Here is a 21,512-nt window from a genome sequence, read left to right as displayed (position 1 = left end):
CGGGGCCCCACGCCTCGACCGCCGGTCCTGTGCGACGTTCGATATCGATATCGACCCGAAGGGTGCACCCATGAGCAGGACCATCTGGAGACGACCTCTCGCGACGACGCTCGCGACCACGGCGCTCGTCGCCGCGACCGTCCTCCCGGTCGCCACGACCGCGACCGCCGCCACCGAGCCGCTCGGCGACGCCGCCGCGAGGCACGGCAAGACCGTCGGCTTCGCGCTCGACCCCGGCCGCCTCTCGGAGAGCGGCTACCGGGCGGTCGCCGACCGCGAGTTCTCGCTCGTCGTCGGGGAGAACGCGATGAAGTGGGACGCGACCGAACCCGCCCGGGGCTCGTTCTCCTGGGGGGCAGCGGACCAGGTCGCGAGCTACGCGGCCGCGCAGGGCGCGGAGCTCTACGGCCACACGCTCGTGTGGCACCAACAGCTCCCCGGCTGGGTCCAGGGCCTGACGGGCACGGAGCTGCGCACCGCCATGACGGACCACGTCAGCGCCGTCGCCGGGCACTTCGCCGGCGACGTCGAGGCGTGGGACGTCGTCAACGAGGCGTTCGAGGACGACGGCTCCCGCCGGCAGAGCGTCTTCCAGCAGCGCCTCGGAGACGGCTACATCGAGGACGCCTTCCGCGCCGCACGGGCGGCGGACCCGGACGCGGACCTGTGCCTCAACGACTACAGCACCGACGGGATCAACGCGAAGAGCACGGCGATCTACGACCTCGTCGCCGACTTCAAGGCCCGCGGTGTGCCGATCGACTGCGTCGGGTTCCAGGCGCACCTGATCGTGGGCCAGGTCCCGTCGACCCTGACCCAGAACCTCCGGCGGTTCGCCGACCTCGGCGTGGACGTGCGCATCACCGAGCTCGACATCCGCATGAACACTCCCGCCGACGCGCAGAAGCTGGCGCAGCAGGCGTCGGACTACGCGAAGGTCTTCCAGGCCTGCCTCGACGTCGACCGCTGCACGGGCGTCACGCTGTGGGGCATCACCGACAGGTACTCGTGGATCCCGGGCGTGTTCCCGGGGCAGGGCGCCGCGCTCGTCTGGGACGACGCGTACGCGCCCAAGCCGGCCTATGCGGCGATCGCCGATGTCCTGGGCGCCCGGGACGACGGACCGGGCGGCGACGAGCAGGCGCCGTCGGCCCCGACCGGCCTGCGGGTCACCGGCACCACGACCTCATCGATCTCGCTCGCGTGGAACGCCTCCACCGACGACGTCGGCGTCGCGGGGTACCGCGTGTTCCGCGACGGGACCCAGGTCGCCGAGGTCGCCGCGACGTCGTTCACCGACACCGGCCTCACCGCGGGCACCGCGCACGTCTACGCGGTGCGCGCGGTCGACGGGGCGGGCAACCTCTCGGCCACGTCCGGCACCGTGACCGGCGAGACCGAGGAGGGTGGCGGCGAACCCACCGGGACCTGCACCGTCGCCTACACGGCGAGCTCCTGGAACACGGGCTTCACCGGCTCGATCCGGATCACCAACGACTCGACGACCGCGCTGCACGGCTGGACCCTGAGGTTCGCGTTCCCGGACGGGCAGACCGTCCAGCAGGGCTGGTCGGCGCAGTACGCGCAGCAGGGCTCGACCGTCACCGTCACCCCGGCGCCGTGGAACACCACGCTCGGCGCGGGCGCGAGCGTGGACATCGGCTTCAACGGCGCCCACTCCGGTATCAACACCGAGCCGACCTCCTTCACGCTCGACGGTGCCGCCTGCGAGGTCGCCTGAGCGAGCGCGGGCGCCGTCCGGGGCGTGCAGGGGCCGCCCCGGGCGGCGCTCGCGCGGGATCAGTCCTCGAGGACGGGGACGGGGGTGCCGTCCGCGGTGCGCCCCACCACGACCGTCGGGGGCACGTCGGTGGGTGCCACCCGCTCGAGGTCGGCGCCCTCGCGGGCCCAGGTCGCCGGGTCGGGGCGCGGCCACGTGAGCGTCGACCCCTCGACGCGTTTGCCGTCCGTCGACGCGAGGACCTCGACGGACACGACCTCGCCCGACCCGACCACCACGAGCTCGGGCCGCGGCTCGGCGTCACCGCCGGGACCGCCGTCGATCCACTGCGCGACGAGCGGGGGGATCCGCGTCGTCGCCGGCGACCCCGGCGCGACCTCGCCGCCCCCGAGCCGGTCGGTCCGCGGGTCGCCCGGCTCCTCGCCGTCGGCGGGCGCCGGCGCCGGCCGGGAGGCGTAGACCTCCCACCACGCCCGGGGGTCCCACGCGCTCGTCGTGACCGCGACGACCGCCAGGGGCGTCCCGTCCCGCAGCGCGACCCCGTCCCAGAGCGCGGCGACCGGCGGGTCGGCGCGACGCCGCTCCTCCGTGCCGCGGTACGCGCCGAGGAGCGCGCTCCAGGTCGGAGCACCCGCGGCGGGGTCGAGGAGCCGGTCCCACAGCGTGTCGAGGTCGGCCGTCGTCACCGCGCCTCCGTCGGTGAACAGCAGACCCGGGTCGTCGCCGTCGGGGACCGCGCTCACCGAGGCCGCCCGGATCGCGCCACCGCGCTGGCCGACGAGCAGGCCCTCGTCGACGGGAACGGCCACGACGACCGGCGCGTCGTCGCCCTCGCCCCGGGGATGCACGACCTCGAGGCCGTCCGGCTCCGCACCGCGGGCGAGCGACTCGGCGAGCAGCAGCAGACCGTCGTCGAGCTCGACGGCCGCGCGCGGGGCCCACCGCTGCTCGTCGCTGTCCGCGAGGATCCTGTAGGCGTCGGTCCGTTCGCCCTCGGCGTCGACCGGCGCGAGGAAGGTCGCGACGTGGTCGTCCGAGCGGAGCGCGACGAGGCGGCCGGTGGGCGCGTCGTCGAGGCGGAGCTCGTAACGGCTCTCGAACGCGAGATCGGCTGCGGGGACGTCCCCGGCCCACAGCACCTCGATGGGCTCGTCGGCGGCGGGCGGCTCCTCCTGCCCGCCGACGTCCTCGCGCCGCCAGGTGTCGGCGGCGGCCTCGACGTCCTCGAAGGGCGCGCCGTCCACGGTGAGACCACCCCGGGTCGGGTAGCCCTCGAGGGTCGACGTGCTCACCGGCTCGTCGACGGGATCGGTGCCACCCCGCGCGACCAGCCAGAGGGTCAGCGCCCCGGCGAGCACGAGCGCCACCGCCCCGCCGACCAGCACGCGCCCCCTGCGGGTCCGCCACCACGGGCTCTCCGACGTCGTCATGTCCCCTCCCTCGTCCGCGCCCGCCACGCTAGCCGTGACGGGGCGCCGCCGGAGGCTCGGGCCATGGGGACCGCTCCCCATGCGCCGCGCGGCCTCGGTGCTCCCTGCCGCGCGAGCGGGCGTCGCGTCCCGCACCATGACCGGGTGCGACTGCGTCGGGTGTCCGTGACCTCCCCCGGGTACTCCCGCCGCCCGAAGGGCGACTCCTGGGTGTTCCTCGACGTCGAGGGGACTCCGCTCGCCGACGAGGACGAGGTCGCGCGGTGCACGCGCCTCGCGGTCCCTCCCGCCTGGACCGACGTCTGGATCTGCCGGTACCCGAACGGGCACATCCAGGCGTTCGGGCGCGACGTCGCCGGTCGCGGCCAGTACCTGTACCACGAGCAGTGGCAGGTGCGCCGTGCGCGGCGCAAGCACGACCACGTGCTCGACGTCGGCCGGCGCCTGCCCGCGGCCCGGCGTCGGGTCGCGCGCGAGCTCGCGCAGCCCGGCATGGGTCGCGAGAAGGTGCTCGCCCTGGCGTTCCGGCTGCTCGACCTCGCGTACTTCCGCGCCGGCGGCGAGATCTACGCGAAGCAGAACGCCAGCTACGGCCTGGCGACGATCCGCAAGGAGCACGCGCGGGTGCGGCGCGACGGGAGCGTGCACTTCCGCTACCCCGCGAAGTCGGGCCAGGTCCGCGACGTCGTCGTGGACGACCCGGTGGTCGCCGAGCTCGTCACGACGCTCAAGCGGCGCCGCGGCGGCGTCGAGCTGCTCGCGTGGCGCGACGACGCGCCCGGCGGCCGGGCCGCGTGGCACGACGTCACGAGCGCCGACGTCCAGGCGGGCATCAAGGAACGGCTCGGCGAGGACGCGACGCCCAAGGACTTCCGCACGTGGCACGCCACCGTCCTCGCGGCACGCGCGCTCGCCGACGCCGGGGCCGCGCCGGCCTCGGAGCGGGCGCGGCGACGGGTCGTCACGGGGATCGTCAAGGACGTCGCGGAGGAGCTGGGGAACACGCCCGCCGTCGCGCGGTCGTCGTACATCGACCCGCGCCTGTTCGACCTGTGGGAGCGCGGCGAGACCATCGGGTCCACGCGGTCGCAGGCGCGAGCCGAGCGCGAGCTCCTGGAGCTGCTCTCGTGAGGGCCGCGGTCACCGGCGTCACCGGCTACGTGGGCGGGCGGCTCGTGCCCGAGCTGCTGCGCGCGGGGTTCGAGGTGCGCGCGCTCGCACGGCACCCCGAACGGCTCGCGGGGCGCGAGTGGGTGCACGACGTCGAGACGGTGTCCGCCGACGCCGCCGACCTCGGGCAGATCCGGGCCGCGCTCGAGGGCGCCGACGTCGCGTACTACCTCGTGCACTCGCTCGGGACCGGGAGCACGTTCGAGGCGCGCGACCGCCGCACCGCGCTGACGTTCGCGCAGGCGGCGCGCGAGGCGGGGGTCGGGCGGATCGTGTACCTCGGCGGGATGTTCCCCGACGTCCCGGAGGGCACGCTCTCGCGCCACCTCGCCTCGCGCAAGGAGGTCGGCGAGATCCTGCTCGCCTCGGGCGTCCCGACGACGGTCCTCCAGGCGGCGGTGATCCTCGGCTCCGGGTCCGCGTCGTTCGAGATGATGCGCTACCTCACCGAGCGGCTCCCCGCCATGACGACGCCGAGGTGGGTCGACAACCGCATCCAGCCCATCGCGGTCCGGGACGTGCTGCGCTACCTCGTGGGGTCCGCGACGATGCCGCCCGACGTCTCGCGCGCGTTCGACGTCGGCGGGCCCGACGTCCTCACCTACCGCGACATGATGCAGCGCTACGCGCGGGTGGCCGGGCTCCCCCGCCGCGCGATCGTCAGCGTCCCGGTGCTCACGCCGAGGTTGTCGAGCCTGTGGGTCGGGCTCGTCACGCCCGTGCCGTCGGGCATCGCACGCCCGCTCGTCGAGTCGCTCCAGCACGAGGTCGTGTGCCGCGAGCACGACATCGCGCGGTACGTGCCCGACCCGCCCGAGGGCCTCGTCGGGTTCGACCGCGCCGTCGCGCTGGCCCTGGAGCGCGTCCACGACGGCGAGGTGACGACGCGCTGGTCGTCCGCCTCAGTACCGGGAGCGCCGTCGGACCCGCTGCCGAGCGATCCCGACTGGGCCGGCGGCTCGCTGTACGTCGACGAGCGGCGGACCGTCGTCGACGCGCCGCGCGATGTGCTCTGGCGCGTCGTCGAGGAGATCGGCGGGCAGGGCGGCTGGTACTCGTGGTCGCTCGCGTGGCGCGTGCGCGGGCTCCTGGACCGCGCGGTCGGCGGGCCGGGGCTGCGCCGCGGTCGGCGCGACGAGCGGCACCTGCGCGTGGACGACGAGCTCGACTGGTGGCGGGTCGAGGCGATCGAACCCGGCCGTCGGCTGCTGCTCCGGGCGGAGATGCGACTCCCAGGGCTCGCGTGGCTCGAGCTGCGCGTCGACGAGGCGGCCGCGGAGCTGCCCGACGCGACCGACCCCGCCGCGCCCGGGCCCTCGCCCGAGGACGCGAGCGGTCCGGGCCGGACCTACTTCGCCCAGCGCGCGCTGTTCTACCCCCACGGCCTCGCGGGCCAGCTCTACTGGTGGGCGGTCAAGCCGTTCCACGGCGTCGTGTTCGGCGGGATGCAACGCAACGTCGCCGCCGCCGCGGAGCGCGCCGCTCGCGCCGGCGAAACGTTTCAGGGTCGCGCGCGTCCTTGACCCCGGTTCCGCCGCGTCCGGACAGTGGCGTCGACCTGCGTCGACGCGGACGCAGCCGGACCGAGAGGCAGCCATGCACCCACGACCCACCGCGGCCCTCGCCGCGGGCGCCCTGCTCGTCGCGAGCCTCGCTGCCGCGACCCCGGCCTCGGCCGCGCCGGGTCCGACGCCGGCCCCCGCGGCGGCCGCCGCTGCCGCCACCGCGCCGAACTACGCCGAGGCCCTCCAGAAGTCGCTGTTCTTCTACGACGCCCAGCGCTCGGGCGACCTCCCCGACGACTTCCGCGTGAGCTGGCGCGGCGACTCCGCGCTCGACGACGGCGCCGACGTCGGGCTCGACCTCACGGGCGGCTGGTACGACGCGGGCGACCACGTGAAGTTCGGGCTGCCGATGGCGTTCACCACGACGATGCTCGCCTGGGGAGCGATCGCGAGCCCCGACGGGTACGCGGCGTCGGGGCAGCGCGACGAGCTGCTCGACTCGCTGCGCTGGGTCAACGACTACTTCGTCAAGGCCCACCCCGAGCCGGACGTGCTCTACGCGCAGGTGGGCGACGGCGACGCGGACCACACATGGTGGGGACCCGCCGAGGCGATGCAGATGGCCCGCCCGGCGTACAAGGTCGACCCGTCGTGCCCCGGGAGCGACGTCGCGGGCGAGACCGCGGCAGCCATGGCCGCGTCGTCGATCGTCTTCGCGGACTCCGACCCGGCGTACGCGGCCGAGCTCGTCGAGCACGCCGAGCAGCTCTACGACTTCGCCGACACGTACCGCGGGAAGTACTCCGACTGCGTGCCCGCGGGCGCCTTCTACAACTCGTGGTCGGGCTACCAGGACGAGCTCGTGTGGGGCGCGTACTGGCTCTACGAGGCGACGGGCGACGCGTCGTACCTCGCCAAGGCCGAGCAGGAGTACGCCGGTCTCTCCCGCGAGAACCAGACGAGCACGCCGTCGTACCGCTGGACGATCGCGTGGGACGACAAGACGTACGGCGCGTACGCGCTGCTCGCGCAGGCGACGGGCAAGCAGCAGTACGTCGACGACGCGAACCGGTGGCTCGACTACTGGACCACCGGGTACCAGGGCGAGCGCGTGCGCTACTCCCCCGGCGGGCAGGCGTTCCTCGACTCGTGGGGCTCGCTGCGCTACGCCGCGAACACCGCGTTCGTCGCGCTGACGTACGGCGACTGGCTGCGGGGCCGCGGCGACGCGACCCGTGCGCAGACGTACCATGACTTCGGCGAGCGCCAGATCGGCTACGCGCTCGGCGACAACCCGCGCGGCGCGTCGTACGTCGTCGGGTACGGCGAGGACTCGCCGCAGAACCCGCACCACCGCACCGCGCACGGCTCGTGGCTCGACTCGCTCGCCGAGCCTGCGGCGACGCGGCACGTGCTGTACGGCGCGCTCGTCGGCGGCCCGGGCGCGCCGGACGACGCCTACACGGACAGCCGCTCCGACTACGTCGCGAACGAGGTCGCCACGGACTACAACGCAGGCTTCACGTCGGCTCTCGCCTACCTCGTCGCCGAGCACGGGGGCTCCCCGCTCGCGGACTTCCCCCAGCCCGAGACGCCCGACCAGGACGAGTTCTTCGTCGAGTCGCGCCTCAACCAGCCCGGCACCGCGTTCACGGAGATCAAGGCCGTCCTGCGCAACCGGTCGGCGTTCCCGGCGCGCGTGCTGGACGACGTGCGCCTGCGGTACTGGTTCACGCTCGACGACGGCGCCGACCCGGCGACCCTGCGCGCCACGACGAACTACTCCGAGTGCCCCGGCGCGACGGCGAGCGTCGGCCACGCGGGCGGCGACCAGTACTTCGTCGAGATCGACTGCTCGGGCTCGGTCGTCTCCCCCGGCGGCCAGTCCCAGCACCGCCGCGAGGTGCAGTTCCGCGTCACGGCGGACGTCTGGGACGCCGCGGACGACTGGTCCTTCGCGCAGGTCGCGACGGGCGACGCCCTGGCGAAGAACGCGCGCATCACCCTCTACGAGGGCGACGAGCTGCTGTGGGGCGACGAGCCGTCGGCGGGGCCCGTCGAGCCGGACACCACGCCGCCGTCGACCCCGGGGGCGCCGACGGTCTCGGCCGTCACCGCGGCCGGGGCGACCGTCGCGTGGGCGCCGTCCACGGACGCGGGCCGCGGCGTCTCCGGGTACGACGTCCTGCTCGACGGCGTGCGGGTCGCGACCACGCCGGGCACGACGCTGGCCCTGACGGGACTCGCGCCCGAGACGACCTACCGCGTCGCCCTCGTCGCGACCGACCGGGCCGGGAACGCGTCCGCGCCCGGGCCGGCGGCGACGTTCACGACCCCGGCCGCGTCGACGGGTCCCGCGCCCGGCGCCTGCGCCGTCCGCTGGTCGTCGAGCGACTGGGGCTCCGGCGGGACGGTGACCCTCCGGCTCACGAACACGGGCACGACGGCGCTCGACGGGTGGGCGCTCGCGTTCGCCCTCGCGTCCGGGCAGACCGTGACGAACGGCTGGAGCGCCACCTGGACGCAGTCCGGCGCCGACGTCACCGTGCGGTCCGCCGCCTGGAACGGCGGCCTCGCCCCGGGGGCGTCCGTGGAGGTCGGCGCGAACGTCGCGCACGGCGGGACGAACACGCCGCCCGCGCGGTTCACGCTGGTCGGCGGGTCGGGCGAGACGGAGTGCACCGTCGGGTGAGCCCTCGCCCGGGTGCGTCGCTCGCGCCGGGACGCTGCTCCCCGGCGCGAGCGACGGTCACCTGCGGCGGCGGAAGGTCAGCGGGTCCTCGACGAACGGCTCCCAGGCCGCACGCTCGGCCTCGGTGATGCGGCGGGGCGCCCCCGTCGCCGCGTCGACCACGACGATCGTCGTCACGGCCTTCGCGTAGGGGACGCCGCCCGAGGTGGGGCCGGTGCGCTCGAAGCGCGCGGCGCCGTCGTGCACCTCGTAGCAGACCTCCAGGCTCGCACCGCCGAGGTGCCCGATCCACAGCTCGACCCGCACGGGCGTGCGCGTGAAGCCGAGGGGGCGCAGGTACTCGATCTCCTGCCGCGCCACGAGCGTGTGGCTCGTCGCGGCCGGCCCGGTCTCCAGGACCGCCGTCGGCCAGGCGTCCTCGCCGGCGTCCGGGTGGGTCCAGAACGCCGTGATGCGCGCGTCCTCGAGCAGCCGGAACATCTCGACGTTGTTGACGTGCGCGTACGCGTCGAGGTCGGACCACCGCAGGGAGACGGGGACGTGCAGGCGGGTCATGGAGGGTCCTCTCGTTCGACGGTGGCACGCTCATTCTCCCCTCCCGCACACCCCGCCCTACCCCCGCGCCGCCACCGGCCCCGGGGGCCAGCCGCCGAGCACGACACCACCCCGCGCCGAGCACGACATGAGGGTCGTCATGGGCGCGTTGACGACCCTCATGTCGTGTTCGGCGGGGAGGCGGGTCGTCAGGAGGCCGCGACCAGGGCCGCGGCGCGACAGCTCGCCAGCGCGGACAGCTCCTCGCCGACCGGGAGCCGCACCAGGCGGTCGGCGACCTGGCCGACGGCCTCGCGCAGGCGGCGTCGGGCACGGGCCGCCCGCCGGCGCCCGCCCACGGACGCGGCGGCGCGCGAGAGCACGGCGACGACGATGCCGACGACGATGCCGCCGAGCGCGAGCAGGGTCGGCCACGGGAGCTCGGGTGCGCCGGGCCCGCCGAGCGTGAGCACGGGCGTCGGCGGCTCGGGCAGGCGCAGGTAGGTGAACCCCCACAGTGCGGCGAGCCACAGCAGCCCCACCACGAGCGCCGCGAGCACGAGCCACTGCAACGCGCCGACGACGCGCCACCACACCGGGCGGCGCGACGCCTCGAGCTCCGTCCCGGCGACCGCCTGGTCGAGCGCGTCGGCGAGGTCGCTCGCGCCCTCGGAGGCCCGACGCCGCACGGCGAGCGCCCAGTCGTCCGGCACCCCCGCGGTGGCCTCGGCCGCGTAGTCGCGCACGGCGGTCTGCGCACCGGCGCGCAGCGCCGCCCCGACCGCGGGGAGCGACGTCCGGGCGAGCTCCGGCCGCAGCTCCGTCTCGCCCGCTCCCAGCTCCTTCGCCGCGCGCGCCCGGGACGAGCCGGGAGCGGGTCCCGTCCGGAGCCCGATGCGGCGCAGGGGGTCAGGCCGGAACCGCCCGACCCAGCGCGTGACGGGCCAGCCGGTCGCCGCGCGCGCGTCCCGGACCGCCGAGCCCCGCACGGCCGCGACGACCGTCGGCACGCCCGCGGCGGCCTCGAGCGCGTCGACGAGCCCGTCGCGCGCCCGTCGCGCGGCGCGCTCCGGCACGGGCTCGCCGCACGCGGCCGCGACCCGACGGGCGACGGCGCGCACGTCGGCCGCGAGCCGGTCGTTCGCCGCCCGCCGCCGGGCTGCGGCGTCCGCGAGCAGACCCCGGAGCTCGTCGAGACCCTGTCCCGTGCGCGCGGAGACCCCGAGGACGCGCGCGTCGCCGAGCCCGTCCTCCACGGCGAGCCGGCGCAGGTCCGCGAGGCACGCGTCGGCGTCGGCGGGCGAGAGCCGGTCGACCTGGTTGAGCACGAGCACGACGACCGAGTCGTGCCCCGCGAGCGGGCGCAGGTAGCGCTCGTGCAGCGCGGCGTCCGCGTACTTCTGCGGGTCCACGACCCACACGAGCAGGTCCGCGCGCTCGACGAGGCGCTCCGCGCGCACGCGGTGCTCGACGACCACCGAGTCGTGGTCGGGCAGGTCGAGCAGCACGAGGCCGCTCGTGACGTCACCCGCGCGTCGGCCGCGCAGGAGGCCGCGCAGCCCGCCGCCCGCGCGCGCGTCGTCCGGGTCGCCCGACGTGAGGGGCGTGCCCATCTCGTGCCGGCGCCGCACCTCGAGCCAGTCGAGGAGGGCCCCCGCGCCCGCCGCACCGGGAGTGCCACCAGGCGCCACGCCGCCCGTCGGGTGCCCCGCCCCACCCGTCCCCCACACGGCAGCCAGCGGGTGCGACGTCGTCGGGCGCTGGACCCCGACCGCCGCGAGCTCGTCCCCGACGAGCGCGTTGAAGACCGACGACTTGCCCGATCCCGTCGCACCGGCGAGCGCGACGACGGTGTGGTCGGCCGAGAGGCCCGCACGCTCGCGCGCCCGGGCGACGACGGTGCGCGCGTCGGCGAGCAGGTCGGCGTCGAGGCGCCCCTCGCCCGCGCGGACGGCGGTCTCGAGCGCGGTCGTGCGCGCCGCGAGGTCGATCGTCATGCGCGCTCACCGCCCAGGAGCCGTCGCCAGAACCCGGGTCTGCGGCGCGGCTCGTCGTCGGCCTCGGGCACGCTCGCAGGCTCGTCGTCCTCCGCACCGCGCCGGCCCGCGCCCCGCAGGAGCCGCGCGGCGTGCCGCCCGGTGGTCGGTCGGGCCGTGTCCTGGTCCCGCCCGCGCGCACGGCGCTCGACCCGCGCCGCCGCCTCGACCGCGCGCGCGGCCTCGCGCACGGTACGCGCCGTCTCGTCCGCCTCCGCGGTGCCGAGCGCGTCGAGCTGGGCCGTGTAGCGCCGTGCCTCGTCGTCGAGCACGGCACGCACCCGCTCGGCGAGGCGGTCCCGCGCCGTCCGGGTGAGGCGCCGGACCGCGTCGTCGCCGAACACGGCCTCGAGGAGCTTCTGCGCGAGGATCGCCGTCCCGCCCGCGATGCCGACCTCCGCGCCGGTGAGACCGCCCGTCGACGCGAAGACGACGACCATGAGGCTCAGCCCGAGCCCGTTGATCCCGAACGACAGCGCGCGTGCCGCCCCGCGCTTGCCCGCACCCTGCTCGCGCACGAGGTCGAGGACGTCGGACTGCCACCCCCGGATCTCCTCCGCGACCCGCGCCCGCACGCCCGCCGACGAGCGCGAGAGGTCGAGCCCGTCCAGGAGCGCCGTGCCCGCCGGGTCGGCGCGCCACCCGCCGTACGCGCGCTCGGCGGCCGCGTCCGTCGCGTCGAGCACGACGGCCTCCAGCCCGTGCGCGATCGCCTGCTCCACCTGCGGCGCCTGCGCCGGGCGCCCGCGGAAGAACGCCGCGACGGCGTCGCGCACGCGCCCGACGCCCTGCTCCACGGACCGGAACAGCTCGCTCGTCCCGACGAAGTCCTGCCAGCGCGCGAGCACCTCGCCGCGCAGCAGCGCGCCGTCGCTCGTGGCGGCGTCCACGGTGGCCGCGGCCTCGTCGTACGCGCGCCCGACGACGGCCCGCAGGCGCACGTCGGACGTCGCCTGGGCGTCGGCGGCTCCGGCCACGAGCACGGCCCGGCGCACGAGGTCGTCCACGACGCCGTCCCGCGTCGCGGTCGCGACCCGGTCGCGCGCGGCGCCGTCGGCCCCCAGCGCGGACAGCCACGAGGCGACCTCCGCGACGGACCGCTCCGGGAGGAAGCCGTCGACCAGCTCGGACTCCCCCACGACGAACAGCGGCGCGGTGTCCAGCCCGTTCTCGTCCATCATGCGGCGGAGGTCGTCGGCCACCGCCTCGGCTCCCGGGTCGACCCGGTCGAGCACGATCGCGACCTGCGCGCGCCGCTCGGCCGCACGATGCAGGAGGTCCCACGGGACCGCGTCGGCGTAGCGCGCGGCCGTCGTGACGAAGAGCCACAGGTCCGCCGCGGCGAGGAGCTGGGCCGCGAGCTCGCGGTTCGCCGTCTCCACGGAGTCGACGTCGGGCGCGTCCACGAGCGCGAGACCCTGCGGCAGCGCGTCGCTCGCGACGAGCCGGAGCGTGCGCGTCGGGTCGGCCGGGCTCGCGGTCGAGGTTCCCGCGGTCCGGCCGGGCACGGCGGTCGCGTCGCGCGCGACCGCGACGGGGTCCCGCCCGTGCTCGCTCACGCGCGCGAGGCCGGGGAGCACGCGGTCGGTGGAGAACCAGCGCTCGTCCAGCGGGTGGTGCACGAGGACGGGAGCGCGGGTGGTCGGCCGCAGCACGCCGGGCGCGGACACGTGCTCGCCCAGCAGCGAGTTCACGAGCGTCGACTTCCCCGCGCCGGTGGACCCGCCGACGACGACGAGCAGCGGCGCGGCGTGCGAGCGCAGGCGCGGCAGCAGGTAGTCGTCGAGCTGGTGCACCGCCAGGTCGAGGTCCTCGCGCGCCGCCGCCGAGCCCGGCAGGTCGAGCGGCAGCCGCGCGGCCGCGAGCCGGCCGCGCAGGATCTCCAGGGACTCGACGAGCCCCGCCGTCGCCGCGGCGCCCGCGGCGACGGCCCCGCCGGTCGCCGCGCCGCCCGGCCCCGCGCCGCCCCCTGCGGCCACGTCCGTGCGGACGTCGTCTCCGGGGTCACCGCTGGCCGTCATCCCGCCAGTCTGCCGGAACGCCGCTGGTCAGGCCCGGTGTGACACGGTCGGACCCCACCCTCTCCGCACGCGAGGTCGACCCGCCCGGCATCAGATCGGCCCTCCGAGGGTCGATCTGGGACGCTCGGGTCGATCTCGCGGTCGTGGCTCACTCCCCCAGGCGGCGCCGGAGCCACGCGACCCCCACCTCGGCCTGCGCGCGCTGGAACGCCCGCACGTGCGGGATCCCCGGCGGCGCGGGGTCGAGCGAGGACGCGAGGAAGTACCCCGTGAGCGCCGCGAGGTAGCAGGTCACGGCGTCGGGCTCGACGTCGCGCGGCAGCGGGTGCCGCCGGAGCACCTCTTCCGGCGGCGGGCCGCCCTCGACCTGCACGGCCGGGAGCATGCCGACCGCGTCGCAGAACGCGGCGCCGCGCGCGGCGTACGGCCAGTCGACGGCGACGGCGACGTGCCCGTCCGTGGCGCGCTCGCCGTGGACCGCGGCCCCCAGCACCGCGCCGTCCACGAGCAGGGCGTTGTCTCCCCGGAGGTCGCCGTGGACGAGATGGTCGCCCGCGGTGGCCTCGGGCCACGGCTCGGCGAGCGTGGCGAGCCGGTCGAGCCGGGCCGCAACCCACGGGTCGTACGTGCTCAGACCCGGCGGACGGCGGTCCGCGAGGTCCTCCCACTCGCGCCACCGGACGGTCTCCGCGAAGCGCGGGAGCGGCGCGTCCCCGGGGACCTCGACCTCCGCGACGCGGCGTGCGAGGCCGGCCACCGCGGCGAGCTCGTCGTCCCGCCACGGCGTGGCCACGGACCGGCCGGGAACGGCGTCGAACGCCAGCGCGACCCACTCGCCGACGCCGTCGAGGTCGTCGTCGAGGACCCACCGGAGCGCGGGTGCCGGCGTCCCCGCCGGCAGCGCCGCGGCGACGCGCGCCTCGAGCCGGTACAGGTCGCGGGTGAACGCGTGCTCGGGCCCGACCGCCTTGACGAACACGTCCCCGCCGCTCGTCCGCAGCGTGGACGCGAGCCCTTGCGAGTAGCCGCCGTCGTGGCTCGTCCACCCCGAGACGACGGCGCCCAGCCGGGCCTCGACGGCGGCGCGCACCGCCCGCGGGAGGTCGGGCCAGACGGGGCGTACGCGCGAGGGAGCGAGGTCGAGGGTCATGCCGCGCGATCCTGCCGAGGTGCCGACGGCGGCGTCAACGGGTTTCCGCGCCCGCAGCGGCGCGGGAGCAAGCGGGCGCGGAACCCGCGAACTCCCGGACACCCGGACACCCGGACACCCGGACACCCGGACACAGACGCACACACGCACAGACGCCGGACGGGAACGAGTCCCGCCCGGCGTCGTGGTCGCTCGACTCGCGGCGTCAGTCGCGCGTGAGCTTGCGGTACGTCACGCGGTGCGGGCGCGCAGCGTCGGCACCGAGGCGCTCGACCTTGTTCTCCTCGTAGGACGCGAAGTTGCCCTCGAACCAGTACCAGTTCGCCGGGTCCTCCTCCGTGCCCTCGTACGCGAGGATGTGCGTCGCGACCCGGTCGAGGAACCACCGGTCGTGGGACACCACGACGGCGCAGCCCGGGAACTCGAGCAGCGCGTTCTCGAGCGATCCCAGGGTCTCGACGTCGAGGTCGTTCGTCGGCTCGTCGAGCAGCAGGAGGTTGCCGCCCTGCTTGAGCGTGAGCGCGAGGTTGAGACGGTTGCGCTCACCGCCCGACAGCACGCCCGCGGGCTTCTGCTGGTCCGGGCCCTTGAAACCGAACGACGCGACGTAGGCGCGCGACGGGATCTCGACGTTGCCGACCTTGATGAAGTCGAGACCGTCGGACACGACCTCCCACAGCGTCTTCTTCGGGTCGATGCCGCCGCGCGACTGGTCGACGTAGGAGATCGACACGGTCTCGCCGACCTTGAGGTCGCCGCCGTCCAGCGGCTCGAGCCCGACGATCGTCTTGAACAGCGTCGTCTTGCCGACGCCGTTCGGGCCGATGACCCCGACGATGCCGTTGCGCGGCAGCGTGAAGCTCAGGCCGTCGATGAGCTGGCGCCCGTCGAAGCCCTTCTGGAGGTTCGACGCCTCGAGGACCACGTTGCCCAGGCGCGGGCCCGGCGGGATCTGGATCTCCTCGAAGTCGAGCTTCCTCGTGCGCTCGGCCTCGGCCGCCATCTCCTCGTACCGGGCGAGGCGGGCCTTCGACTTGGTCTGGCGGCCCTTCGCGTTGGACCGGACCCACTCCAGCTCCTCCTTGAGGCGCTTGGCGAGCTTGGCGTCCTTCTTGCCCTGGACCTGGAGGCGTTCGCCCTTCTTCTCGAGGTAGGTCGAGTAGTTGCCCTCGTAGGGGTACAGGCGGCCGCGGTCGACCTCGCAGATCCACTCCGCGACGTGGTCGAGGAAGTACCGGTCGTGGGTGACGGCGAGGATCGCGCCGGGGTACGTCGCGAGGTGCTGCTCGAGCCACAGCACGGACTCGGCGTCCAGGTGGTTCGTGGGCTCGTCGAGCAGCAGCAGGTCCGGCTTCTCGAGCAGGAGCTTGCACAGCGCGACGCGGCGACGCTCACCACCGGAGAGCACCGACACGTCGGCGTCCGGCGGCGGGCAGCGCAGCGCGTCCATCGCCTGCTCGAGCTGCGAGTCGAGGTCCCACGCGTCCGCGGCGTCGATGGCCTCCTGCAGCGTGCCCATCTCGGCGAGGAGCGCGTCGAAGTCCGCGTCGGGCTCCGCCATGAGCGCGGAGATCTCGTCGAAGCGCTGCTTCTTGGCGAGGATGTCCGCGACGGCCTCCTGCACGTTGCCGAGGACCGTCTTCTCCTCGTTGAGCGGCGGCTCCTGGAGCAGGATGCCGACGCTGTAGCCCGGGGAGAGGCGCGCCTCGCCGTTCGACGGCGTGTCCAGGCCGGCCATGATCTTGAGGATCGTGGACTTCCCGGCGCCGTTGGGGCCCACGACGCCGATCTTGGCGCCGGGCAGGAAGTTCAGGGAGACGTCGTCGAGGATGACCTTGTCTCCGTGCGCCTTGCGCGCCTTGTACATGGAGTAGATGAACTCAGCCACAGCCTGTCGTTCCACCGTTTCGGTCGGGAGAGGTACGGGATTCGTCGACCACTCAGCCTACGCGGTCGTGCCACCGGGGCGCGCCCGACGGCGCCGCGACCCCCGCGGGCCGCGGCACCGCCCGCAGGCGTCGCTCAGACGGACGCCAGCGCGCCGGTCTCGGCGTCGGCCACCGGCTCGGCGTCGACGTCGGCGGGTGCGTCGGCGTCGGACGGCTCGCCGGGCTCGCCCGCGAGCTCCGCGCCGGCGTCCGCGAGGGTCCACGGGTCGTCGAGCGGCGCGCCCTCGAACGCGGCGCCGTCGTGCGGCGCGGCGCCCGGTCGGCCGGACGACCGGTCCGGCCCGTCCGGGCCACCCGCGGTGCCGACCGCCACGGCACCGGCCGCATCGCCCCGGCGCGCGCCGTCGTCCTCGCGCCGGTGGACCGTGCGGGCGAACCGGGCCTCGCCGAGCGTCAGGTCGGGGCCGAGCGCGGTGGCCTCCACGACGAGGCTGGTGCGCGGGCCGTCCGGGCCGTCCCACTCGTCGAGCGAGAGCCGCCCCGTGACGACCACGGGGTCGCCCTTGTGCAGGGACAGCGCGACGTTGCGCGCGACGTGCTTCCACGCCTTGACGGTGAACCACAGCGTGCGGCCGTCGACCCACTCGCCGCGCTCGCGGTCGAGGTAGCGGCGCGTCTGGGCGATGCGGAAGCTCGTGAAGTCGTTGCCGGACTGCGAGCGGAACAGCGTGGGCGTGGTCGCGACGAAGCCGGACAGCGTGACCGTGACGTCACCGGGCATGGTTCCTCCTGAGGTCGGCGGCCGGGCTGGTCCCGACCACCGCCTCAGGGTGCGGTGGGAGCGGCGGTGCCGTCCGTCGTCGTGCCGTCGCCTGTGGACGGGCCCGCGACCTCCGGGCCTGTGGGTAGCCGTAGCGCCCCGGTGAGCGGCGCCGCGGGCGCCTTGTCCCGGGCGGACTGCGCCAGCTCGCGGACCTGACGGTGGGTGTCGAGGAGCGCCTGGGTCGGCTTGCCCATGGCGTCCTGCACGACCCGCTCGATCGCTCCCCGGCCGGACGCGAGCACCTGCTGCTCGCGCCGTCGCGCGAGCGTGCGGCGCACCTGGAGCGCGACGAGGAACGCGACCACGGCGCCGAGCACGGCGACCGCCGCGACGACCGCGCACACGGTGACGAGCGTCCGCCCGAGGTCGAGCACGCGCAGCGAGCCGAGCACGGCGAGGACGCCCGCGACGACCCCGAGGCCGAGCGCCGTCCAGGCCGCGCGCCGCGTCGGGCGCGACGACGAGGGCCCGCGCGTGTCGAGAGGGATCTTCGCGAGCGCCGACCGCGTCGCCTCCGCGACCTTCCCCGACGGCGCGACGGCGGCGTCGAGCGCCCTCTGCCACCCCGGTCGCAGGGACCGCCCGGCGCGCGCGAGCCAGCGCGAGCGCGAGAGCGCGACGGCGTCGGGCTGCGGCGGCGAGAACTCGGGTCGGCCGTAGCCGTTGCGCACCGCCGCGCCGACCTGCCCGGCGACGGCGGCGAGGCCCGTCGCGTCGGCGAGCGCGTCGACCTCCTCCTCGACGGCCGTGCTCATGGTCCACGGCACGTCGCCCGGGAGCTGCTCCAGCAGGAGCACGCCCGCCCGGTCGAGCTCGCCGGCGACGCGGCTCGCGGCGACGCTGCGCCGCGCGACCGCCTGCTCCAGCAGCGAGCGCAGCTCGTCCAGGCCCTCGCCCGTGCGGGCGGAGACGGTCGTGACGTAGACGCCGTCGAGCCCGTCCTCCTCGAGCAGTCGCCCCATGTCCTCGACGAGCGAAGCACGGCGCGCCTCGGGGACGGTGTCGATCTGGTTGAGCGCGACGACCATCGACCCCTCGAGCCCCGCCGACTTCTGCAGGTAGCCCGAGTGCAGCGCGTCGTCCGCGTACTTCTGCGGGTCCACGACCCACACGAGCAGGTCGACGAGCGGGAGCACCCGGTCGACGACGTCGCGGTGCGCGGGCTCGATCGAGTCGTGGTCCGGGAGGTCGAGCAGGACGAGTCCGCCGAGCGCCGCCTCGTCCTCGGCGTCGAGCTCGCCGTCGCGCGTGATGCGGCGCTCCGGGTCCACCTCGAGCCAGTCGAGCAGGGCCGTCGCCGCGCCGCTCCACGAGCACGCGGTGACGCGCGCCGTCGTCGGGCGCTTCACGCCGACGTCCGCGAAGTCGAGCCGCGACACGCGGTTGAACAGGCTCGACTTGCCCGACCCGGTGCCGCCCGCGAGCGCGACGACCGTGTGGTCGACGCCGAGCGCGAGGCGCTCGCGCACGCCCCCGATCGCGTCGCGCACCTGGGCCGCGACCGCGGGGTCGAGGCGGTCCCCCGCGAGGTCCACCGCGCGCGCGAGGTCGTCGACCCGGGCACGCAGCTGGGCGTCGTGGGACGTCACATGAGCCTCCTCAGCTCGGCGAGTCGTAGGCGCAGCCCGACGGCGGCGTCCGCGGCGAGCGCGGGGTCGGCGAGCGCGGTGAGGACGGGCTCGGCCTCGCGCTCGACCATGGTCGCGGCCCGGTCGGCGAGGTCCTCGCGCAGCGCCGCGAGCGCGTCGTCGCCCGTGTCGGCGAGCACGGTCCGCACGAGTCGGGCCGCGTCGTCGCTCCCGGCGGCGCCCGCGAGCAGCAGGGCGGCGAGACCGGTCTCGCCGAACGCCTTGACCGCCGCCCGGGCGGGCTCGCCAGCCGTCGGGGCGGCGAGCTCGGAGACGACCTGCTCGGCCCGCCGGGACCACTGGAGCACCTGGGTCGTGGCCGAGGCCTCGCGCCGCGCGGCGGCGTCCTCCTCGGTCGGCAGGACGTCGGAGGCTCCTGGCAGCGGCCGGTCCCCGTCGAGCGCGGCGCGCAGCGCCTCGTGGGCCAGGACGCCGTTCGCGGCGAGCGTGCGGTGCGCGGCGTCGCGCGTCTCGTCGAGCAGCGGGGCGAGCACGAGGTCGCGCGCGCGCCCGCGGCGCTTGGACGACCGGACCACGCCGCCGCGCACCTTGACGCGGTCCACGCGCTCCGCGCCCGTCACCTGGGCCCACCGCGCCTCGAGCGACCCGTGCGCGACGGCGCCGTCCAGCGCGGCCCGGCGTGCGGCGTCCCGCACGGGCGGGACCGCCTTCTCCGCCGCCGAGCGCAGGTCCGCCGCGGCCTCCACCTGCTGCTCCACCGCGTCCGAGACGCCCGTGACCCACGCGGGCAGCGCGCCGAGCGCCCCCTTGAGCGTGCGCACGATCACCGCGCGCGACCGGTCCGGTCCCGCGAGCATCGTGAGCCAGCGCGCGACCGGCGCCACGACGGAGCGGTCGAGCAGTCCCTCGTGCGGGCCGACGTCGGGCACGACGAAGAGCGGGGTCCCGTCCATGCCGTGGTCGCGCAGGCGCTGCAGCAGGTCGCCGCGGATCGTCGTGAGGGTCTCGCGCGGGACGCGGTTGAGCACCATCGCGACGCTCGCGCCACGCTCCTTCGCGCGCGACAGCGCCTGCCACGGCAGCGCGTCGCCGTAGCGCGAGGCGGTCGTGACGAACAGCCACAGGTCCGCCGCCTCGAGCAGCAGGCTCGCCGTGTCGCGGTTCTCGGACAGGAGCGAGTCGAGGTCCGGGGCGTCGAGCAGGCCCGTGCCGCGCGGGACGCCGTCGTGGTCGACGACGCGCGCGACGCGCGTCACCGGGCCCTCGACGATCACGTCCGCGTCGAGCGGGTTGAACGCGAGGACCGGCTCGCGCGTCGTGGGCCGCAGCACGCCCGCCTGCGACACCTCCTCGCCGAGCAGCGAGTTGTACAGCGTCGACTTGCCCGCGCCCGTCGACCCCGCGATGACGACGATCGCCGGGGAGGACAGCTCGCGCAGCCGCGGCAGCAGGTGCTCGTCGAGCTGCGTGAGGAGGCGGCGCCGTGACGCGTCCGACTCCGCCGCGCCCTCGATCGCGAGCGGGAGGCGCACGTCCGCCACGTCGCGGCGCAGGTCGCGCGCGACGTCGTAGACCGTGACACCGAGCTCCTCGGTCGCCTGCGCGGGCCTCCACGAGCCCGGCGACCGGCCGGGCGCGGCGGGGCTCGCGTCGCTCGTGGCGGCGTCTGGGGTTCTCACTGGTTCATAGTGACGGCTGCCGGGGGCCCCGCCAAACGCACGCGCCGCACGACGCGCGACCACCCCACCTGCACGTCCGTCATCACGGCCCCACCTCCCGAGCACGCCCCGCGCCCACTACGATGGGCGCGCGCCTCGATAGCTCAATGGATAGAGCAACGGCCTTCTAATCCGTAGGTTGCAGGTTCGAGTCCTGCTCGGGGCACCACCGAAGCGGCCCGTGACCAGCGCGAACGCTGGCACGTGTCGTCTACTCGTATCGTCCATTTCGCCCCGAACCCACGCTTAGCCCACGGAAACGGCTCAGCGACGAGGCTAGTGTCCCGGCATCCGTGCCGAGTCTGTGAAGATCGCGGCGTGGCGCTGACAGCGTTGGTGGGTGCGTGGTGTAATCGGGTTACGCGAGAGGGGTTCGACCCCGAGCGTCCCGCCTTCGGCCTCCGTCACGAGACGGGGGCCGTCGTGCTTCTAGCCTCGGGTCGGTCTCGGAACATCGAGGGGCTTCAAAGGGGGCGGCACGTAGGGGGCCCACAGTCGGTCGCGAACCACGAGCGACGACACGCGCTCCCACAGCTCGAGATTCGCACGGTGCACTTTCGGCCGGTGTGCATCCCTCTCGCTCGCGATGCGCTGCTTGAGGTAGGTCACGAGGTCGATCGCCTGAATCTGACGGTACTTTTCGGAATCGACGAACTCGATCTTGAGGATGCGGTCCAGGTTGGTCGATCGGTAGCCCCACGTCCCGGTCCGCTTGAACTGCTGGAGCGAGCGAACCACTGATGCGGCGAAGCGGCAGTCGTCCGCGAAGACGTACGCCGCCTGATTCGCGACCTTCGCCCTCTCCTGAATCCGTTCCAGGGTGTACATGAGCGCAGCCTCGTGCTCGTTGTACCCCCGGCTCTTGTAGGCCGCTTCGAAGCTTCGCCTCTCGATGCCCTCGAAGATGAACATCGACGCACGGAATGCGATCGCGTCCAGTGCCCACCCGTAGACCGCGATCCTCTGCCGAGGAGCGAGCGCCCGCCACTCCTCCTTGCCCTGGAACATGTTGACACCGTGCAGTTCGGTCTCCGCCGGCACCCCGAACTCGCGCTCAGCCCGAGCCATCACCGCGTCGAGGTCTGCCGCGAGTAGACGCCGCTGAGCGGCGGGCATCACCATGGCACCAATTCGGTAGACGTCGCGATCTGCCGACTCATCAATCAGCGCAATCCAGCGCTTCTCAGCGTTCAAACCGTGCTGCCCAATCGACG

14 protein-coding genes and 1 tRNA gene are annotated in these 21,512 nt (G+C 75.2%); 5 read left to right on the top strand and 10 right to left on the bottom strand.

The window, feature by feature from the left end; all coding sequences use genetic code 11:
- Nucleotides 1-70: 70 nt before the first annotated feature.
- Entirely contained in the window at nucleotides 71-1,741 is a 1,671-nt protein-coding gene (locus ABWU78_RS11470) for an endo-1,4-beta-xylanase (protein ID WP_439158434.1), read from the top strand.
- Nucleotides 1,742-1,800: 59 nt separating this feature from the next.
- On the opposite strand, the gene ABWU78_RS11465 is transcribed toward ABWU78_RS11470, so the two are convergent.
- Nucleotides 1,801-3,171 carry a hypothetical protein gene (locus tag ABWU78_RS11465; RefSeq protein WP_439158433.1) on the bottom strand — a complete coding sequence of 457 codons (1,371 nt, stop codon included), beginning with the start codon at nucleotides 3,169-3,171 and terminating at the stop codon, nucleotides 1,801-1,803.
- 144 nt (nucleotides 3,172-3,315) lie between these two features.
- Here ABWU78_RS11465 and ABWU78_RS11460 point away from each other — a divergent pair, with 144 nt between their 5' ends.
- The 3 genes from ABWU78_RS11460 to ABWU78_RS11450 all read left to right on the top strand — a co-directional run bounded on the left by ABWU78_RS11460 (nucleotide 3,316) and on the right by ABWU78_RS11450 (nucleotide 8,538).
- A complete protein-coding gene (locus ABWU78_RS11460; protein WP_439158432.1) occupies nucleotides 3,316-4,302 on the top strand; it encodes a DNA topoisomerase IB in 987 nt (328 codons plus the stop codon).
- Nucleotides 4,299-5,864, top strand: a complete 1,566-nt coding sequence (locus tag ABWU78_RS11455; protein WP_253051209.1) for an SDR family oxidoreductase — start codon at nucleotides 4,299-4,301, stop codon at nucleotides 5,862-5,864. Before ABWU78_RS11460 ends, ABWU78_RS11455 begins: the two co-directional genes overlap by 4 nt.
- Nucleotides 5,865-5,937: 73 nt before the next feature.
- On the top strand, nucleotides 5,938-8,538 hold the full coding sequence (locus tag ABWU78_RS11450) for a glycoside hydrolase family 9 protein (RefSeq protein ID WP_439158431.1): 2,601 nt from the start codon (nucleotides 5,938-5,940) through the stop codon (nucleotides 8,536-8,538).
- 57 nt (nucleotides 8,539-8,595) lie between these two features.
- Here ABWU78_RS11450 and ABWU78_RS11445 read toward each other — a convergent pair whose 3' ends face one another.
- The 8 genes from ABWU78_RS11445 to ABWU78_RS11410 all read right to left on the bottom strand — a co-directional run bounded on the left by ABWU78_RS11445 (nucleotide 8,596) and on the right by ABWU78_RS11410 (nucleotide 20,259).
- Nucleotides 8,596-9,093, bottom strand: a complete 498-nt coding sequence (locus ABWU78_RS11445) for an acyl-CoA thioesterase (protein WP_439158430.1) — start codon at nucleotides 9,091-9,093, stop codon at nucleotides 8,596-8,598.
- Between the two features lie 188 nt (nucleotides 9,094-9,281).
- Complete coding sequence (locus ABWU78_RS11440) at nucleotides 9,282-11,069, bottom strand: GTPase (RefSeq protein WP_439158429.1); 1,788 nt, start codon at nucleotides 11,067-11,069, stop codon at nucleotides 9,282-9,284.
- Nucleotides 11,066-13,129, bottom strand: coding sequence for a dynamin family protein (locus ABWU78_RS11435; protein ID WP_439158428.1), 2,064 nt, complete (start codon nucleotides 13,127-13,129; stop codon nucleotides 11,066-11,068). Before ABWU78_RS11435 ends, ABWU78_RS11440 begins: the two co-directional genes overlap by 4 nt.
- 148 nt (nucleotides 13,130-13,277) lie before the next feature.
- Entirely contained in the window at nucleotides 13,278-14,279 is a 1,002-nt protein-coding gene (locus ABWU78_RS11430; RefSeq protein WP_353708076.1) for a phosphotransferase family protein, read from the bottom strand.
- A gap of 205 nt (nucleotides 14,280-14,484) precedes the next feature.
- On the bottom strand, nucleotides 14,485-16,167 hold the full coding sequence (gene ettA / locus ABWU78_RS11425) for an energy-dependent translational throttle protein EttA (protein ID WP_047233192.1): 1,683 nt from the start codon (nucleotides 16,165-16,167) through the stop codon (nucleotides 14,485-14,487).
- Nucleotides 16,168-16,301: 134 nt separating this feature from the next.
- A complete protein-coding gene (locus ABWU78_RS11420; RefSeq protein ID WP_353708075.1) occupies nucleotides 16,302-16,949 on the bottom strand; it encodes a single-stranded DNA-binding protein in 648 nt (215 codons plus the stop codon).
- A gap of 44 nt (nucleotides 16,950-16,993) precedes the next feature.
- Nucleotides 16,994-18,580 (bottom strand): ABC transporter, encoded by a 1,587-nt coding sequence (locus ABWU78_RS11415; protein ID WP_353708074.1) that lies wholly within the window; start codon nucleotides 18,578-18,580, stop codon nucleotides 16,994-16,996.
- Nucleotides 18,577-20,259 carry a GTPase gene (locus ABWU78_RS11410; RefSeq protein WP_353708073.1) on the bottom strand — a complete coding sequence of 561 codons (1,683 nt, stop codon included), beginning with the start codon at nucleotides 20,257-20,259 and terminating at the stop codon, nucleotides 18,577-18,579. The genes ABWU78_RS11415 and ABWU78_RS11410 overlap by 4 nt, the downstream gene beginning before the upstream one ends.
- 132 nt (nucleotides 20,260-20,391) lie before the next feature.
- On the opposite strand from ABWU78_RS11410, the gene ABWU78_RS11405 reads away from it, so the two are divergent.
- Nucleotides 20,392-20,467 (top strand) — tRNA-Arg (locus ABWU78_RS11405).
- Between the two features lie 260 nt (nucleotides 20,468-20,727).
- On the opposite strand, the gene ABWU78_RS11400 is transcribed toward ABWU78_RS11405, so the two are convergent.
- Nucleotides 20,728-21,492, bottom strand: a complete 765-nt coding sequence (locus ABWU78_RS11400; RefSeq protein WP_439158427.1) for a DUF3800 domain-containing protein — start codon at nucleotides 21,490-21,492, stop codon at nucleotides 20,728-20,730.
- Nucleotides 21,493-21,512: the final 20 nt, after the last annotated feature.

The sequence above is a fragment of the Cellulosimicrobium sp. CpK407 genome (assembly GCF_051844275.1).
Taxonomy (GTDB): Bacteria; Actinomycetota; Actinomycetes; order Actinomycetales; family Cellulomonadaceae; genus Cellulosimicrobium; species Cellulosimicrobium cellulans_G.
Note: the sequence above shows the minus strand (reverse complement) of the source record. Positions and strands in the feature narration are given on the sequence as shown.

Bases quoted from the DNA above. Each gene is read 5' to 3' on its own strand.
- ABWU78_RS11470 (WP_439158434.1), top strand. From the start codon at position 71: ATGAGCAGGACCATCTGGAGACGACCTCTCGCGACGACGCTCGCGACC.
- ABWU78_RS11465 (WP_439158433.1), bottom strand. From the start codon at position 3,171: ATGACGACGTCGGAGAGCCCGTGGTGGCGGACCCGCAGGGGGCGCGTG.
- ABWU78_RS11445 (WP_439158430.1), bottom strand. From the start codon at position 9,093: ATGACCCGCCTGCACGTCCCCGTCTCCCTGCGGTGGTCCGACCTCGAC.
- ABWU78_RS11450 (WP_439158431.1), top strand. From the start codon at position 5,938: ATGCACCCACGACCCACCGCGGCCCTCGCCGCGGGCGCCCTGCTCGTC.
- ABWU78_RS11440 (WP_439158429.1), bottom strand. From the start codon at position 11,069: ATGACGATCGACCTCGCGGCGCGCACGACCGCGCTCGAGACCGCCGTC.
- ABWU78_RS11430 (WP_353708076.1), bottom strand. From the start codon at position 14,279: ATGACCCTCGACCTCGCTCCCTCGCGCGTACGCCCCGTCTGGCCCGAC.
- ABWU78_RS11435 (WP_439158428.1), bottom strand. From the start codon at position 13,129: ATGACGGCCAGCGGTGACCCCGGAGACGACGTCCGCACGGACGTGGCC.
- ABWU78_RS11420 (WP_353708075.1), bottom strand. From the start codon at position 16,949: ATGCCCGGTGACGTCACGGTCACGCTGTCCGGCTTCGTCGCGACCACG.